At 60.4% G+C, this 14,246-nt stretch carries 14 protein-coding genes; 12 read left to right on the top strand and 2 right to left on the bottom strand.

Annotated features, from left to right (window positions below):
- The first annotated feature begins 4 nt into the window (after window positions 1-4).
- The 10 genes from ABRP28_RS20565 to ABRP28_RS20520 all read left to right on the top strand — a co-directional run bounded on the left by ABRP28_RS20565 (window position 5) and on the right by ABRP28_RS20520 (window position 8,527).
- Entirely contained in the window at window positions 5-1,468 is a 1,464-nt protein-coding gene (locus ABRP28_RS20565; RefSeq protein ID WP_350006229.1) for a Rieske 2Fe-2S domain-containing protein, read from the top strand.
- A gap of 3 nt (window positions 1,469-1,471) precedes the next feature.
- On the top strand, window positions 1,472-2,071 hold the full coding sequence (locus tag ABRP28_RS20560) for a 3-phenylpropionate/cinnamic acid dioxygenase subunit beta (protein ID WP_013603012.1): 600 nt from the start codon (window positions 1,472-1,474) through the stop codon (window positions 2,069-2,071).
- Window positions 2,068-2,406, top strand: coding sequence for a hypothetical protein (locus ABRP28_RS20555; RefSeq protein WP_013603013.1), 339 nt, complete (start codon window positions 2,068-2,070; stop codon window positions 2,404-2,406). Before ABRP28_RS20560 ends, ABRP28_RS20555 begins: the two co-directional genes overlap by 4 nt.
- 16 nt (window positions 2,407-2,422) lie before the next feature.
- Window positions 2,423-2,617, top strand: a complete 195-nt coding sequence (locus ABRP28_RS20550; RefSeq protein ID WP_013603014.1) for a ferredoxin — start codon at window positions 2,423-2,425, stop codon at window positions 2,615-2,617.
- A complete protein-coding gene (locus ABRP28_RS20545; protein ID WP_350006231.1) occupies window positions 2,618-3,850 on the top strand; it encodes an FAD-dependent oxidoreductase in 1,233 nt (410 codons plus the stop codon).
- Window positions 3,850-4,596, top strand: coding sequence for a class II aldolase/adducin family protein (locus ABRP28_RS20540; RefSeq protein ID WP_374153022.1), 747 nt, complete (start codon window positions 3,850-3,852; stop codon window positions 4,594-4,596). The genes ABRP28_RS20545 and ABRP28_RS20540 overlap by 1 nt, the downstream gene beginning before the upstream one ends.
- Before the next feature lie 35 nt (window positions 4,597-4,631).
- A complete protein-coding gene (locus ABRP28_RS20535; protein WP_374153021.1) occupies window positions 4,632-5,444 on the top strand; it encodes an IclR family transcriptional regulator in 813 nt (270 codons plus the stop codon).
- A 617-nt stretch (window positions 5,445-6,061) separates the two neighbouring features.
- On the top strand, window positions 6,062-6,856 hold the full coding sequence (locus ABRP28_RS20530; RefSeq protein WP_374153020.1) for an IclR family transcriptional regulator: 795 nt from the start codon (window positions 6,062-6,064) through the stop codon (window positions 6,854-6,856).
- A 635-nt stretch (window positions 6,857-7,491) separates the two neighbouring features.
- The gene (locus ABRP28_RS20525; protein WP_350005512.1) at window positions 7,492-7,881 is read left to right on the top strand and encodes a hypothetical protein; all 390 of its coding nucleotides are present in this window, start codon (window positions 7,492-7,494) and stop codon (window positions 7,879-7,881) included.
- Window positions 7,874-8,527: a hypothetical protein gene (locus ABRP28_RS20520; RefSeq protein WP_350005510.1), complete on the top strand. Its 654-nt coding sequence runs from the start codon at window positions 7,874-7,876 to the stop codon at window positions 8,525-8,527. The genes ABRP28_RS20525 and ABRP28_RS20520 overlap by 8 nt, the downstream gene beginning before the upstream one ends.
- Before the next feature lie 69 nt (window positions 8,528-8,596).
- Here the strand turns inward: ABRP28_RS20520 and ABRP28_RS20515 are convergent, their stop codons facing one another.
- The gene (locus ABRP28_RS20515) at window positions 8,597-9,346 is read right to left on the bottom strand and encodes a class II aldolase/adducin family protein (RefSeq protein WP_350005508.1); all 750 of its coding nucleotides are present in this window, start codon (window positions 9,344-9,346) and stop codon (window positions 8,597-8,599) included.
- A gap of 173 nt (window positions 9,347-9,519) precedes the next feature.
- Entirely contained in the window at window positions 9,520-10,308 is a 789-nt protein-coding gene (locus tag ABRP28_RS20510) for an IclR family transcriptional regulator (RefSeq protein WP_350005506.1), read from the bottom strand.
- A gap of 185 nt (window positions 10,309-10,493) precedes the next feature.
- Between ABRP28_RS20510 and ABRP28_RS20505 the strand changes: the two genes are divergently transcribed.
- Window positions 10,494-11,978 (top strand): aldehyde dehydrogenase family protein, encoded by a 1,485-nt coding sequence (locus ABRP28_RS20505; RefSeq protein ID WP_350005503.1) that lies wholly within the window; start codon window positions 10,494-10,496, stop codon window positions 11,976-11,978.
- Between the two features lie 148 nt (window positions 11,979-12,126).
- Complete coding sequence (locus ABRP28_RS20500) at window positions 12,127-14,244, top strand: hydantoinase/oxoprolinase family protein (RefSeq protein WP_350005501.1); 2,118 nt, start codon at window positions 12,127-12,129, stop codon at window positions 14,242-14,244.
- Window positions 14,245-14,246 lie beyond the last annotated feature (2 nt).

Below are 14,246 nucleotides of genomic sequence, written 5' to 3'. Positions count from 1 at the left end.
TTCCATGACAGACCAGACAAGCGTTATCCAGGACGTGCAGCGCGGCATGATTCCTGCGCACATTTACAACGATAAGGAGATCTTCGAGCTCGAAAAGGAGCGCCTTTTTGGCCGGAGTTGGCTCTTCGTTGCCCACGAGTCCGAGGTGCCCGAAGCCGGCGACTACGTTGTGCGCCGTGTACTCGAGGATTCATTCATCATTTCCCGAGACGAAAAGGGCGAGATCCGTGCTCTTTTCAATATGTGCCTCCACCGGGGCATGCAGGTGTGCCGGGCCGAGATGGGAAACGCCTCGCATTTCCGCTGCCCCTACCACGGCTGGTCCTACCGCAACGATGGACGCATCGTGGGTCTGCCCTTCCATAAAGAGGCCTACGGTGGGGAAGAAGGCTTCAAGAAAAAAGGGCAGACCCTGCTCCCGGCTCCTTCACTGGGCATATACAACGGGCTGATTTTCATCAGCCTTGACCCTGACGCGGAACCTCTCGAGGACTTCCTGGGCGACTTCAAGTTCTACATGGATTACTACACCAAGCAAAGCGCTGACGGCATCGAACTCCGGGGCCCCCAGCGGTGGCGGGTCAAAGCGAACTGGAAGATCGGCGCCGAAAACTTCGCCGGCGACATGTACCACACTCCCCAAACGCACACGTCCGTTGTTGAAATCGGTCTCTTCCGCGAACCCAAGGCTGAGAAGCGCAAGGATGGAACAACCTACTGGGCCGGCAACGGCGGCGGTACCACCTACAAGCTCCCCGAGGGGACCTTGGAGGAACGGCTTCGCTATGTCGGCTACCCCGACGACATGATCGCTCGGATGAAGGAGCAATGGAGCCAGGAGCAGCTCGATGTAGTCGGCAAGGACGGATTCATGGTCTCGGCCGCATCGGTCTTCCCAAACATGAGCTTCGTCCACAACTGGCCCCGCGTAGAGGAAGACTCCGACGAAGTCCTGCCGTTTATCTCCATCCGCCAGTGGCAGCCCATCAGCGAGGACGAGACCGAGATCGTCTCGTGGTTTGCCGTGGACAAGAACGCCTCTGAAGAGTTCAAGGCCCTGTCGTACAAGGCATATCTCATGTGCTTTGGCAGCGGCGGCATGTTTGAACAAGACGACGTTGAAAACTGGGTCTCGCTGACCAGCACGGCGGGCGGCCCTATGGCCCGCCGTCTGCTGCTCAACAGCCGGATGGGCATGCTGGAAAACGGGCAGAACGTCGTAGAACCCCTGACCTCCGATGAGTATTCTGGACCAGGTTCCACGCGGGTCGGCTACAGCGAATACAACCAGCGTGAACTCCTGCTGCGGTGGGCTGATCACCTCGAACGACCGATGGAGAAAGCGGCCCAGCTGCACGTCGGAACCGATCCTATTCAGGCACCCGCGGCTGCCGAGTCGGATCCTTCACGGGCCGCCGTCGGGAGCACAGCCATGCCGGCCGACCAGATCCTCACAAAGGAGGCCTAGGCCATGAGCGTTGAAACCGATCGCAACGGCAAGACCCTTTCGGAGCAGTCTGTTCTCGGTGGCCATGCCCCACGCACCCAGAGGATAGGGGAATCCCTCCCGTTCGATGATGCGCTCCACCTTCAGGCGCACCGTTGGCTGGTTGACGAAGCCTACCTCCTGGACGCCCAGGACTATGACGCATGGATGGCACGGATTGCTGAAGACGTGCATTATCTGATGCCCGTCCGGGTGACTACCGCCCTGGGTGCCGGTTACAGCACGTCCCCCGGTATGGCCCATCTTGATGAAAACAGGTACTCGCTCAGCCGGCGGGTGGCCCGGTTTGCCACAGAGCATGCCTGGACTGAAGACCCTCCCTCACGGTTGCGCCACTACATCACGAACGTTCGGACGTTCCGCACAGACAATCCGAACGAAATCATCGTTGATTCGGCGGTGCTGCTCTTCCGCAGCCGGGGCGATGTGCGGGAGGCCGCTACGGTGTCCGCTGGACGTGAGGACCTTCTGCGCCGCACCGGTACCGGATGGGAGCTGGCGCGTCGGACCATCATGGTGGATGAGTCGGTTATCCGCATGCAGAATCTGGCCATATTCCTATGAAAATTGGTTGGGAAGGCGAGGAAGAAGACCGCCTTGCCGCCATTCGCGCGGCAGAGGAACGCGTCCGGCTGGAAGCGCATGCCACTGGCGCTCCGATCGTGATTGCCAATGAGTTTGCCGAGGTGCATATCACAAGGGTGGAGACCCGCAATGGCTCCCGGCTGATGATCAAATCCCCGCGCTCCGCGCAGTGGGTTTCTTTGTGCCCGCTGGAACTCGAGGCGCTGACATGGCAGGCGCCGGCAACGTTTTCGGCCATGATCGGAAATCCATTCGGTCCGCTCATCGCCGAGGATGAACGACCGCCCCAATTCAAGAAGAACAGCAACACTTAGGCCAAGGAGTTTGAGCATGCCAGTCGTAAAAGCAGACCTAGCAGCCTGCCAGGGGTACGCCAACTGCGTTGTCGGGGCGACCGATTATTTTGATCTGGATGACGACGGGATCGTAGTTCTCCTCAAGACTGAAGTACCCGAGGCTGACCGAGCCCGGGTCGTGGAGGCAGCCCGCAGCTGCCCCGTTTCCGCCCTGATAGTGGAGGACTAATTGAATACAGTAACTGTCATCGTGGGCTCCTCCATCGGGGGTGTGCGGACGGCACAGTCCCTACGCCTGGAGGGATACGAAGGACGTATCGTTCTCGTCGGTGAAGAAACGGAACTGCCCTACGACAAGCCGCCGTTGTCTAAGACTGTCCTGGCAGGTACAGCAACTGAAGCCTCCATCTGCCTACTGGACCGCGGCCAAGCCCAGGAATTAGGAATAGAGCTGCAACTTGGACGTGCAGCAACCGGGATCGACATCGCAGGAAACCTGCTGAATCTGCAAGGTCAGGAAGCTCTGCACTTCGACAACCTGGTCATAGCCACAGGCGCCTCCGCCCGCCCATCGCCGTGGGGGCAGCGGCCTGGCATCCATGTTCTTCGCACTCTCGACGACGGCCGGAGCCTCCGTGCGGACCTCGCAAAGGGCGGACATCTGGCCGTTGTCGGCGCAGGTTTCATCGGCGCCGAAGCCGCGGCGACAGCGCGGGCGCTTGGTCTGGAAGTGACAGTTATTGACCCACTCCCGATCCCTATGAGCCGCATCTTCAACGCGGAAGTCGGACAGTGGTTCGGAGACCTTCACAGTAGCAATGGCGTGAAGACAATCTTTGGTACCGGAGTCGAGGCCATCGACGGCGAACAGGGCTCTTTCACCCTGCGGCTTACCAACGGTCAGAACCTGGAGGCCGCCACAATTCTGGTCGGCATTGGCGCCGTTCCCAACGACGCCTGGCTCGGTTCTTCGGGTCTGCTCGTGGACAACGGTCTGGTGCTCGACGAATACTGCCGCACCGTGGACGCCCCGCATGTCTATGGCGTCGGCGACGTTGCACGATGGCGGCACCAAAAACATGGCGAAGATATCCGAATCGAGCACTGGACAAACGCCGTCGAGCAGGCCGCGTGCGTAGCTTACAACATCACCCATCCAGAGACTCCCCGCGCCTACACTCCCGTCGAATACGTCTGGAGCGACCAACACGATTGGAAGATCCAGGTGGTCGGCCGGGTAGGCGGAAACGCTGAACACGTTATCATCGGGCATCCGGAAGTTCACGGACGCTTCGCCGCTCTCTATACGGTCGACGGTATCAACTTGAGCGGTGCCGCCATCGTCAACTGGCCTAAGGCGCTTCTGGCCTGCCGCCGTGGGATGGGTACGGGAGTCACAGTCCAGGAACTGCGGGAAAAACTCGAACCAATGCTGAACCCCCAGCCCCTGACGGCATCATGATGGATCAGAGTCAGCCACCCCTGACACATGCAGGGGAGAGGGAAGCGATTGCTTTGGCATGCCGTGTGCTGGCACACCGTGGCCTGGCAGACGGCATCCTCGGCCATATCAGCCTTCGAATCGGCGAGAATAAATTGCTCGTCCGCTGCAGGGGTCCCCAGGAGCGGGGATTGGCATTCACCGAAGCCGACGACATCCGCTTGGTGGACCTTGACGGCAATCCCGCTGCTGAAGGCGAACTGGAAGAGGGCTACACCGTACCCAACGAGCTTCCCCTACACACCGAGCTGTTACGACAACGCCCAGACATCAACTCGGTCGTCCACGCGCACCCGCCGCGGGTCGTCGCAGCTGACCTCGCCGGGCTTGGCGTCCGCCCGATCGTCGGAGCCTTCGATATTCCCGGCACCCGCCTGGCAGCAGGCGGGGTACCCGTGTATCCCCGAGGGGTGCTGGTCAGGAACCGCCAGTTGGCGACGGAAATGCTCCACGCTATGGGTGACCGCCCTGTGGTGCTGCTCCGCGGACACGGGCTGACCAGCGCCGCGGAGACAGTAGAGCAAGCAGTGCTTCAGGCAATCAGCGTGGATATTCTGGCAGGATTGTCGCTTCAGGTCACGGCAGCGGGGGGTACCCTCAAAGACCTTCCGGACTCGGACATGGCGGAACTGCCAGACCTCGGCGGGTCGTTCAACACGCAAACGGCATGGAGACACGAACTGGCTCGGATGAACGCTGCATGGTGAAGCTGGCCGACAGGAGAATACAGACACCCCCACCCATGCTGGGTACGATATCAGGCATGCAATCTACAGATACGGACGCCGCGTCCAAGTACGGTCCGCCGCCACAGTACCCCATCGAATCTGTTGACAATGCATTGCGACTGCTCCTCCTATTCGAAACCCAGCCCAGCATCCGGTTAACAGATGCGAGCAACTATCTCCGTGTCGCGTCGTCGACAGCGCACAGGCTTATGGGGATGTTGCTTTACCGAGGCTTTGTGCGGCAAAACCCGGCTACTCGCGCCTATGAGCCAGGCCAGGCGCTGAGTTCCATCGCCTTCGCCGTCAGACGCCAGGTGGACATAAGAACGCTCGCTCGTCCTGTCCTCGAACTACTGTTCCAACAGACCGGGGAAACGGTCCACTTCGCCAGGCTCGAAAGCTCAGACATTCAATTCGTGGATGCCATTGAAAGCTCGAGGGCAGTGCGGGTGGGGTCCCGCCAAGGCATCACTCTGCCAGCCAACTGCACTGCAACAGGAAAAGCGATGCTGAGCCGCCTCACTCAGGAGCAGCTACGGGCCCTCTACCCGAATAAGGAACTCCCCGTGCTGACGGAAAACTCAATCAAGACAAGAACAAACCTCGAAGCCGAGCTTGATGAGATCCGCCGAGCGGGATACGCCACGAGCAGAGAGGAAAGTGAAGACGGAGTTACGTCGGTCGCCGTGGCTATTACGGGCCCGTCCGGGTCGCTTTTCGGGATTAACGTTTCGGTACCGGCCCATCGGATGTCGGACCGGCTGCGATTCGAACTCAGTGACATAGTTCGTGCCGCCGCTGAAAATCTGCAAGACCTTCTCCTTTAGCCTGCTCCGACCTATGTTCGATGGGCCGACTGAAGAAGTTTCCCCGGGACGGCAGGGCCTCCACCGCAGGTGTCTAGTGAACCGTAACAGCCGGTAGGTTGACATCATGCCTTTCACGTCTACGGGGTAGCGGTGGTGTGACTACATCGGGGAGAAAACCTGTACGAGCCAGGAATATTCGGCGGTCCTGTCGCTCGGAATACACCAGAAGGTTCTCCAACTGGTCCTATACAAATTCTCTTAGCCCCGGCCTCAACAGCCGCAGCCCTCTGAGAGTAGCCGGTCGGGACGGCGTGGGGGTAGGGCGGATCTACCATAAACACCATGACATTGTTGTACGCTCAACGCGCCCGGGTTCGACTAGCATCCGCGAGGGTCGATACGGCGCTTGGTGCGATTAGCAGGTGTTCCTGCGGCACCTTAAAAAACCGAGCCACCGTTTGGGTGTTCAAGTCCTCAGTATTCAACGAGGATATAGTTTGATACAACCGGCTCCGTGACCGATGCGCCAGAATATTCTGGTCACTGCTATCTATTATGTCCCGGCGTGCATGTGCCAGCCTTCTCGGGCCCGGCCGATCGTTTGCGGAAACGAAGTTTCTGGTAGAATTTCTGGTGTGCAGAAACCTTCGCCTGACTCACCCTCTAGGGACCCTAACGCGCCCCAGTATCCTATTGAGTCGGTGGATAACGCCTTAAAATTGCTTCTGCTCTTGGGGGACACCGCTGAGCTACGTCTAACTGAAGTCAGCCGGCATCTAGGTGTTGCTTCATCTACGGCACATCGCCTTCTTGCCATGCTCCAATGGCGTGGATTCGTGCGCCAGGACAAACGGACGAAGACATATGTTCCCGGACCTGCCCTGACAAGCATCACCTTCTCAATCATGCAGCGCATGGATGTGCCAAGGCTAGCTCAACCGATCCTCGACGAACTGAGCGCTTCTCTAGGTGAGACTGTCCATCTTGGAAGCCTCGAAGGGCACCTCACTCGCTTTCTCGCTGTCTCGGAACCATCCGTTGCTGTTCGGGTTGCGTCAAGAATTGGAAAATCCTTACCTGCCCATTGCACATCCACGGGAAAAGTGCTCCTAAGCGAGTTAGCCGCGGAAGAACTCCATCGAATATTTCCTAGTGAGTCTCTTACGCAAGTTACGCCTCACTCCCTTAGCCGCCGCAGTGAACTGGAAAAGCAACTCGCTAAGATCCGCAAAGATGGATATGCCGTGAACCGTGAGGAAAGCGAAGATGGCGTGGCGTCCGTCGCCGTAGTAGTTCCTACACATACCGGGCACGCCCGCCTAGCAATCAACGCCTCTGCCCCTGTGCACCGACTACCAGTCAAGAGCGTCAAGCCGACGGCTCAAGCTCTTTCGGAGGCCGCCAGTCGTCTTTCGAATCTAATTGGTTAGCGACAGGATGTTTTGTACGTCAGTGGGCATCTGTCGCGACTGAGAGCTTTCCGCCCTTGCCAAGACCACTCCCTGACTTGGTTGTGCCGAGGCAGCTCTGATCCTAATTTCGTAGCCCTGCTTCGTCCTGGTCTACTAAGGGGCTTCGATGAAGCGTCTCTAACGTCGCCGCTATAAGTCGTGGCGACCCAAATTCCTGTTGCGCTTATTGGCTCTTCACGGTTCATGGGGAATTGAATCCCGGGAATGAGAGTTCATGCCGCCGTCCAGACGGCGCATCCGACCTGAAGCTGGGTGCATTGCGTGAAGCGTGGACTCACCGCATCTGGCAACTGAGGCTGCAGCGGAATGGAACGCAGCGGTCGTAACAGGCGCACCGTGTCCAGGACCGGTCCCGAGAACGGAACACCGCCGGCGGAAATGTGGGTCGAGTACACCCGGAACGCGACCGCACTGGTTGAGTAGCTGCTCACACTGCCCCGTGATGATCACGCCACCTGGGCGAAAGCAGCGAGGGAAGTATCCGGCGCGTTCGCGGCATGGTCCCACCGGCTCGAACCGACCCCGGGTCCGCTCGCGGCCACCGCCGCCGAACTCTCCCGCACCGCCCAACTCCGGGCACCGCGGGAACACAGTTGTTAACGCCCGTCGCCCTGCCGTCCATTGCCGGCGCTGCCATGCTGTTCATGGCCGCATCCAGCAAGAACAAGACGGCCGCCCAAACTGCACTCATGGTTCAGCTGATAAACACCGCGTTTGCGGTGTATGAGATGCACCGGAAGTCAGGCCGCACCCGTGAGGCCCAGCGCATCCGCTCGGTGGTCGAGAACCAGCTGGCCCCTTTCACCAGGACCATGCCGAAGGCTGTACCGGTAGGTGCAACCACCGAGGCGGCAGTGCCGCCGAGGGCGATCGACATTGCTCGGTGCGGCATGGTCCCCATCCGCCCGGGAATAGTAGTGCCCTCAACGCCAACACCGGCGACGCCGGCCAAGGCTTACGTGCAAGGGGAACACGATGACTGAATCATATGGAATGGATGACGTTGTGGACGGTGGGCTGCGGCAGTCGCTGATGATCGCCTCACGCATTACCGAAACGCTGGCCCGGCGTCGGCAGGAATCCCAGCGGCAGCAGGAACACCAACGCGCTCAGGTGGCGCACGAAGCACAGGCACGTCTCGCCGCCGAACGCAGCGCCGCTCACGCAGCGCTGGCCCCTGTGGAGAAGGACCAGTGGTGGGACAAGGCGCAGCCCTACGACATTGCCACGGCGCACGCCGTCGCTGAAGGCTGGAAAGACCACGACCCCACCGCACTCGCCGCTTCGGAGAAGATCCGTCAGGAAGTGCTCAGCCGCTACGGCATCGACACCCACGACGTCGGCACGGACGCCGCTTACCGGTCCAAGCGGCACTATCTATGGAATCAATGCTTCCGTGCCGGCCCACCGCATGTCAGAGGAGCTACGCAGCGACCTGGGAACGATCCTACAGGGCTGCGGCCGAGGATCTCCAGGGACGGTTGGTCTAGAGATGAACTGCAACACCAAGTGGTGACTCTCTCACACGTGCACTACGGCCGTAAGGGTCCGAGGGCGGACGAGATCGGCACCGTCGCGCTGATGCTCAGGACGCTTTTAGTGCCGGGCGGGAGCATGGTTTGCCGTTGATGGGGCTGCCTGGCAAGCCGGCGTCGCCGCCGCCTACCGGAGGATTGCGGGCACTGCCATCGCTGCTGTTCAGTCGCTTCCGAACTGCACGCGCGCCTTGGCCTGTGACCGCCAGATGCCCCATGCGCGCTCGATTTGCGAGTTCATGGTCGGGACTGTTGCCGCCCCTTCTTCTTCCGTGAGATATGTGCAGGATCCCAGACGGAGCGCCTCTGCTTGGGTCCTGGCATTGATTTCGGTGTAGATGGCGCGGTAGACGGCATCCTTCAATGACATTCCGACAGCCACCGAACCGTGGCCGCGCATCAGCAGGACCGGTGATTGTGCCAGGGACGTCGCCAGGGCTTTGCCGGATTCGGCCGTTCGAATGAGTAGATCCGATGCGGCGCCGATGACGTTACGGATTTCGAATACGGGTGTTGGCGAAGCCAGGAAGCCGGCCATGTGCATCACTGCCCGCAGCGGGGTGTCCACGACGCTGAATGGAACGACGGCCGGTGAGTGGCTGTGGACGATGGCCAGCACGTCAGGACGGGCCTTGTAGATCTCGCCGTGGATGAAGCGCTCCAGGTATATCGGTCGCGGATCCAAGGTTTCGCCGTCGAGATTAAACTCGAGGATGTCGTCTTCACTGACGAGCGCCGGGGCGAGGTTCCGGGAGAGAAGAAAGCTGTCATACCTGTCCGCGACGCGTGTGCTGACATGACCGAACGCGTCCAGTACGCCCTGATCGAACAATATGTGATTGGCATCGACGAGGTCAGTCAGCTGCCCGGCCCGGCTCGTGTGTTCCCGCTTCATTGCAGTTCCGCTGTTCATCTTCCAGTTCTCCTCAATGAGTTGGCTGCTGACGTCAGTCGTTGTCGCGGCCCGGCTACACCGGCATGGGCTTCGAATCATAATGCGCCGTTCGATTCTTCCATTCGAGAGGATTCTTTTATGAGGAACAGATCGTGGAGGAGCCTTCCTGAAACGTCAAGCTTCCGCGGTTCTCAATTCTCCCGATATCCGGTGAGGTCGCTGGTGGCCCATTGGGCGACGGCCAACAAATCGGCGGCCAACTTCTCGATCGTTCCGCTGTTCATGCGGCTCGTGGGCCCCGCTATGGAGAGGGCGCCCACCGCGTCACCGATCTCGTTGTGCAGCGCCACGGACACGGCACGCACCCCGGATTCCGTGTCCGGGAGGCTGACGGCATACCCTTTCATTCGTATGAGTGCCAGTGAGTGGGCCAGCGCATTCCACTCCCCCTGCGGAAGTCGGGCCTCATCGTCCGGTGCGGGGCCGGCCTCTTCGCCTACGTAGTAGAGGTCGTGCAGCTGTTGATCGGTTAGTTCTGCCAGCAGGGCTCTGCCTCCCGAAGCGGCGCGTGCAGGCAACGCAGTGCCCCGGCGGTCGCCGACCCGAAGATATTGCGTGCATTCGACAGTTGCGATGAACCGCGTCCATCTCCCGCTACGAATCGCCAAATAGACCGACTCATTGCTGCGATTACGCAATTCGTGCATGAGGGGCAACATGATTCTGGTCAGTTCCGAGGTGGGCCTGTGCTCTACAGCCGACACGAAGAGCGACGGGCCGGGCCGGTACCTGTGTGACTCATCGCGAATGGCGAAGTCGCGGTAGACGAGCATGGAAAGCAGCCGGTGGGCGGTCGACCGCACCACGCCCAGAGTCTCAGCGGCCTCGGTGACACCCAACTGGCCCTGGTCGCGCAGCAGGTGCAGAAGCACCAGCGCGTTATCCACCGAGGACAAAGGATACGGCGGTTTGTTCTTCATAGAAGAATCTTAGGGCCTTGTGGTTGCAGTCACATTAGTGTGAAACACATGTTGCACGAGCGATGGCCAGGAAATTCCGGCCACAAATTACAGCTGTTGTAGCGAACTATCGCACTGAAAACACCCCTGCAGGTTCTGCCCACGAAGGCCACGGCGGAGGGAAATAATTTGGAAAGGCTCCATCAATGACGATGACCACACACACGGATGAATTGATACCGCCCAAGGTTGAAGCCGTACTCAATCGCCAATTCCAGCTTCTGGTTGGCGGCCGGCTGGTTCCGGCTCTGTCCGGCGCCTCATATGAGGTTCTGAGTCCGGTGACCGAAACTGTAATCGCGCAGGTTCCGGACGCCGGCACTGATGACGTGGAAGCGGCCGTCACTGCCGCAGAAGCGGCGAGAAAGGCCTGGCGCAGGACCATACCGGCCGATCGTGCGGCCATGGTGCAGCGACTGGCCGACGCCATCGAGGCCCACGCGGAAGAACTTGCTCTCCTGGATGCGATAGATGCCGGGTCTCCCATCAATAATGCCCGCAACGACGTTGCCATGGCGGTAGCTCACCTGCGGATGTTCGCATCGTTTGCCCTGGAGATGAAGGGGACAACCATCCCTGCCAGCAGCAACATCCACATGACCCTCCGTGAGCCCATCGGGATCGTGGCACGCATCGTGCCCTTCAATCACCCGCTGATGTTTGCCTGCAAGATTGCCGCACCGCTCGTCGCGGGAAACTGTGTGATCCTCAAAGCCCCTGACGTCGCACCACTGTCTTCCCTGCGCCTGGGAGAACTCGCCGCTGACGTATTTCCCGAAGGCGTTCTGTCCATTCTGGTCGGCAACGGCTCCGAGGTTCCCCGTGCGATCGTACGGCATCCAAAGGTGCGTCGGATCGGTTTCATCGGCAGCGAGTCCACAGGCCGGTCAATCCAGCGCGAGGCCGCAGAGGCGGGCGTCAAGGAGGTCACACTCGAACTCGGCGGAAAAAACGCCATGCTGGTCTTCCCCGACGCCGATCTGGACAAGGCCGCTGCCGGCGCCGTCGCCGGAATGAACTTCACTTGGTCAGGGCAATCCTGCGGGTCAAACTCCCGGCTCCTCGTGCACGAGAGCATAGCGGACGAGGTGACCGCCAAGGTGGTCAAGATCGTCAACGCGCTCACGATCGGCAACCCACTGGACGAAACATGCGACCAGGGCACGATGATTTCCCGCGCCCAGTACCAAAAAGCACTCGACTACATCGACATCGCCAAATCAGAGGGCGCGACCGTACTGACCGGCGGAGGCCGGCCGGACGGGTTCGAACGGGGCTTCTATGTCTCCCCCACCGTTCTCACTGACGTGGGCCCGGAAACCCGGATAGCCCGTGAAGAAGTCTTCGGCCCCGTGCTGTCCATCCTGACCTTCAGCACGGAGGACGAAGCCATAACGATCGCCAACAGCGTCGACTATGGCCTGACAGCCAGCGTCTGGACCGAAAATATCACCCGCGCGCATCGCGTCATCGGTGAGCTGGAGGCCGGATTCACCTGGATCAACGGATCCTCTCGCCACTTCCCCAATGTCCCCTACGGCGGGTACAAGGCTTCTGGCATAGGCCGCGAAGAAAGCATCGAAGAACTACTGAGCTACACCGAGCTAAAAACCGTAAACATCATGCTGTAACCCTGCTAAGCAGACCCCTTCATCACAACATCCAGACTTCGCCTGCAGGCAGGCGTCAGCGCGCCACCAACACCAATGCAGCTACAACTGATCACCCTTCGCCGTGACTAAGTTCGTGGCATTCATCTATCTTTTCGGGAGAATTCATATGACGTATGTCATCGGCATCGACACCGGCGGAACCTTCACCGACGCTTTTGTCGCCGACCACCAGGACAGGATCGCGGCGGCCAAGACACCTTCAACACCACCGGATTTCGCCCAGGGGTTTCTCAACTCCATCGACGATCTTGCGCTCGAACTGGAATTGACGACATCCCAGCTCCTCGGCGACACCGAATACATCGTGCACGGGACGACCTCAACGCTGAACGCGCTCGTGACCGGAGACGTCGCAAAGGTCGGATTCCTGACTACCCAGGGCCACGGCGACTCGATTTCAATCATGAACCTGGAGGGACGATACGCGGGTCTGGGCACCGACGAGGTCCAGGATATGGCGCGCACTGCCAAGCCGGCACCCCTCGTTCCTTCCGAGCAGATCCATGAGATCAACGAACGAATTGACTACAAGGGTGACGTACTCGTTGCCCTGGACGAGTCCGGAGTTCGGACAGCGGTTCGTCAGATGCTTTCCGACGGTGTCGAAGCCATTGCCGTCTCCCTGCTCTGGTCCTTCCGCAACCCCGCGCACGAACAGCGGATCCGCGAAATAGTCCACGAAGAACAGCCCGACATGTACGTTGCGCTCTCCAGCGAAGTCAGCCCACGGATTCGGGAGTACGCCCGCAGCGCGACCACCATCATGAATACCCAGGTCGGCCCCAGGCTGGACGCATACCTGCGCCCGCTCGAGCAGGAGCTGAAAAACCGCGGGTTCGCAGGCTCCCTGCTCATCATGCAGGGATCCGGCGGCTGCGTGTCGGCGCACGAGGCACCCAAACATGCCGTATCCACGATCGGATCGGTCCTCACCGGCGGCATCGTCGGCTGCACCCGAATGGCCGCAGCCCTGGGACACCGGAACGTCATCTCCACCGACATGGGCGGCACCACGTTCCTGGTCGGGCTGGTTTCTGACGGCAAGCCCGTCACGGCAACCAGCACCGTCCTGAACCAGTACACAATCAGCACCCCCATGGTGGACGTGCACACGATCGGTGCAGGCGGCGGGGCGATTGCCTGGGTCGACGCCGGAGGCAACCTCCGAGTCGGACCCCGCAGCGCCGGCGCACGGCCCGGACCGGCCTGCTACGGGGAAGGGGGATTCGAACCGACCGTCACGGACGCGGACATGGTGCTCGGCATCATCAACCCAAACAACTTCCTCGGCGGCCGCAAGAAACTGGACAAGGAGCTCTCGGTCGAGGCCATCCGGAAGCACATCGCGGAGCCTCTGGGCCTGTCCGTAAGCGACGCGGCCCAAGCCATCTATGCAATTCAAAACGCCCAGACCGCAGACCTCGTCCGCAAGGTCGTGGTCAACTCCGGTCAGGATCCCCGCGACTTCGTCCTGTACTCCTTCGGCGGAGCGGGGCCGGTCCATGCCGCCAGCTACTCGGCAGACCTCGGCGTCAAGGAAGTCGTGGTTCCCCTGGGCTCGACTGCAGCGGTCTTCTCCGCTTATGGCCTCGCCGCGTCGGACATCGTTTTGACCCTGGAACGCTCACAACCGCACAATTTCCCGCCGGATGCCGACCTCGTCAACGAAACGTTCGCCGGGCTCGAGACGGAACTGCGCTCACGCCTGATTGACCAAGGACTGGAATTCTCAGAAATCCAGTACGAACGAGAAGCCGACATCCGCTACACCATGCAGATGGCGGAGGTCTCCACCCCCGTTCCCTCTGGGACTCTTGACGCAGACCAGATCGGAGCGGTCGGCGAACGGTTTGAACAGCTCTACGAAAACATCTACGGAAAGGGATCCGGCTTCCGCGAGGCCGGACTGCAGGTCATCACCTACCGGGTCCGGGCCGTCGGCTCACTGCCCATCCGGCCGGAACTTCCCGAGCACCCGGTCCTAGAGACTCCCCCTGCACCAACAGGGACAAGGGACGTTTTCCTGGACATCGTCAACGGACTCGAACCCGCCGACATCTACGACTACAGCGATCTCGGCGCGAGTCACGAGATCTCCGGACCGGCCGTCGTGGAAGCACCGACAACAACGGTTGCCCTGCCGCGAGGCACGACTGCGACCGTCGACCGTCTGGGCAATCTCGTCATCCGTTACGCCACCACTTCAACTGACAAGGAGAACTGATC

This window comes from Pseudarthrobacter sp. WHRI 8279 (assembly GCF_040224115.2).
In the GTDB taxonomy this organism is placed as follows: domain Bacteria; phylum Actinomycetota; class Actinomycetes; order Actinomycetales; family Micrococcaceae; genus Arthrobacter.
The sequence above is the reverse complement of the archived record's forward strand: the minus strand, read 5'-3'. Positions and strand labels throughout refer to the sequence as shown.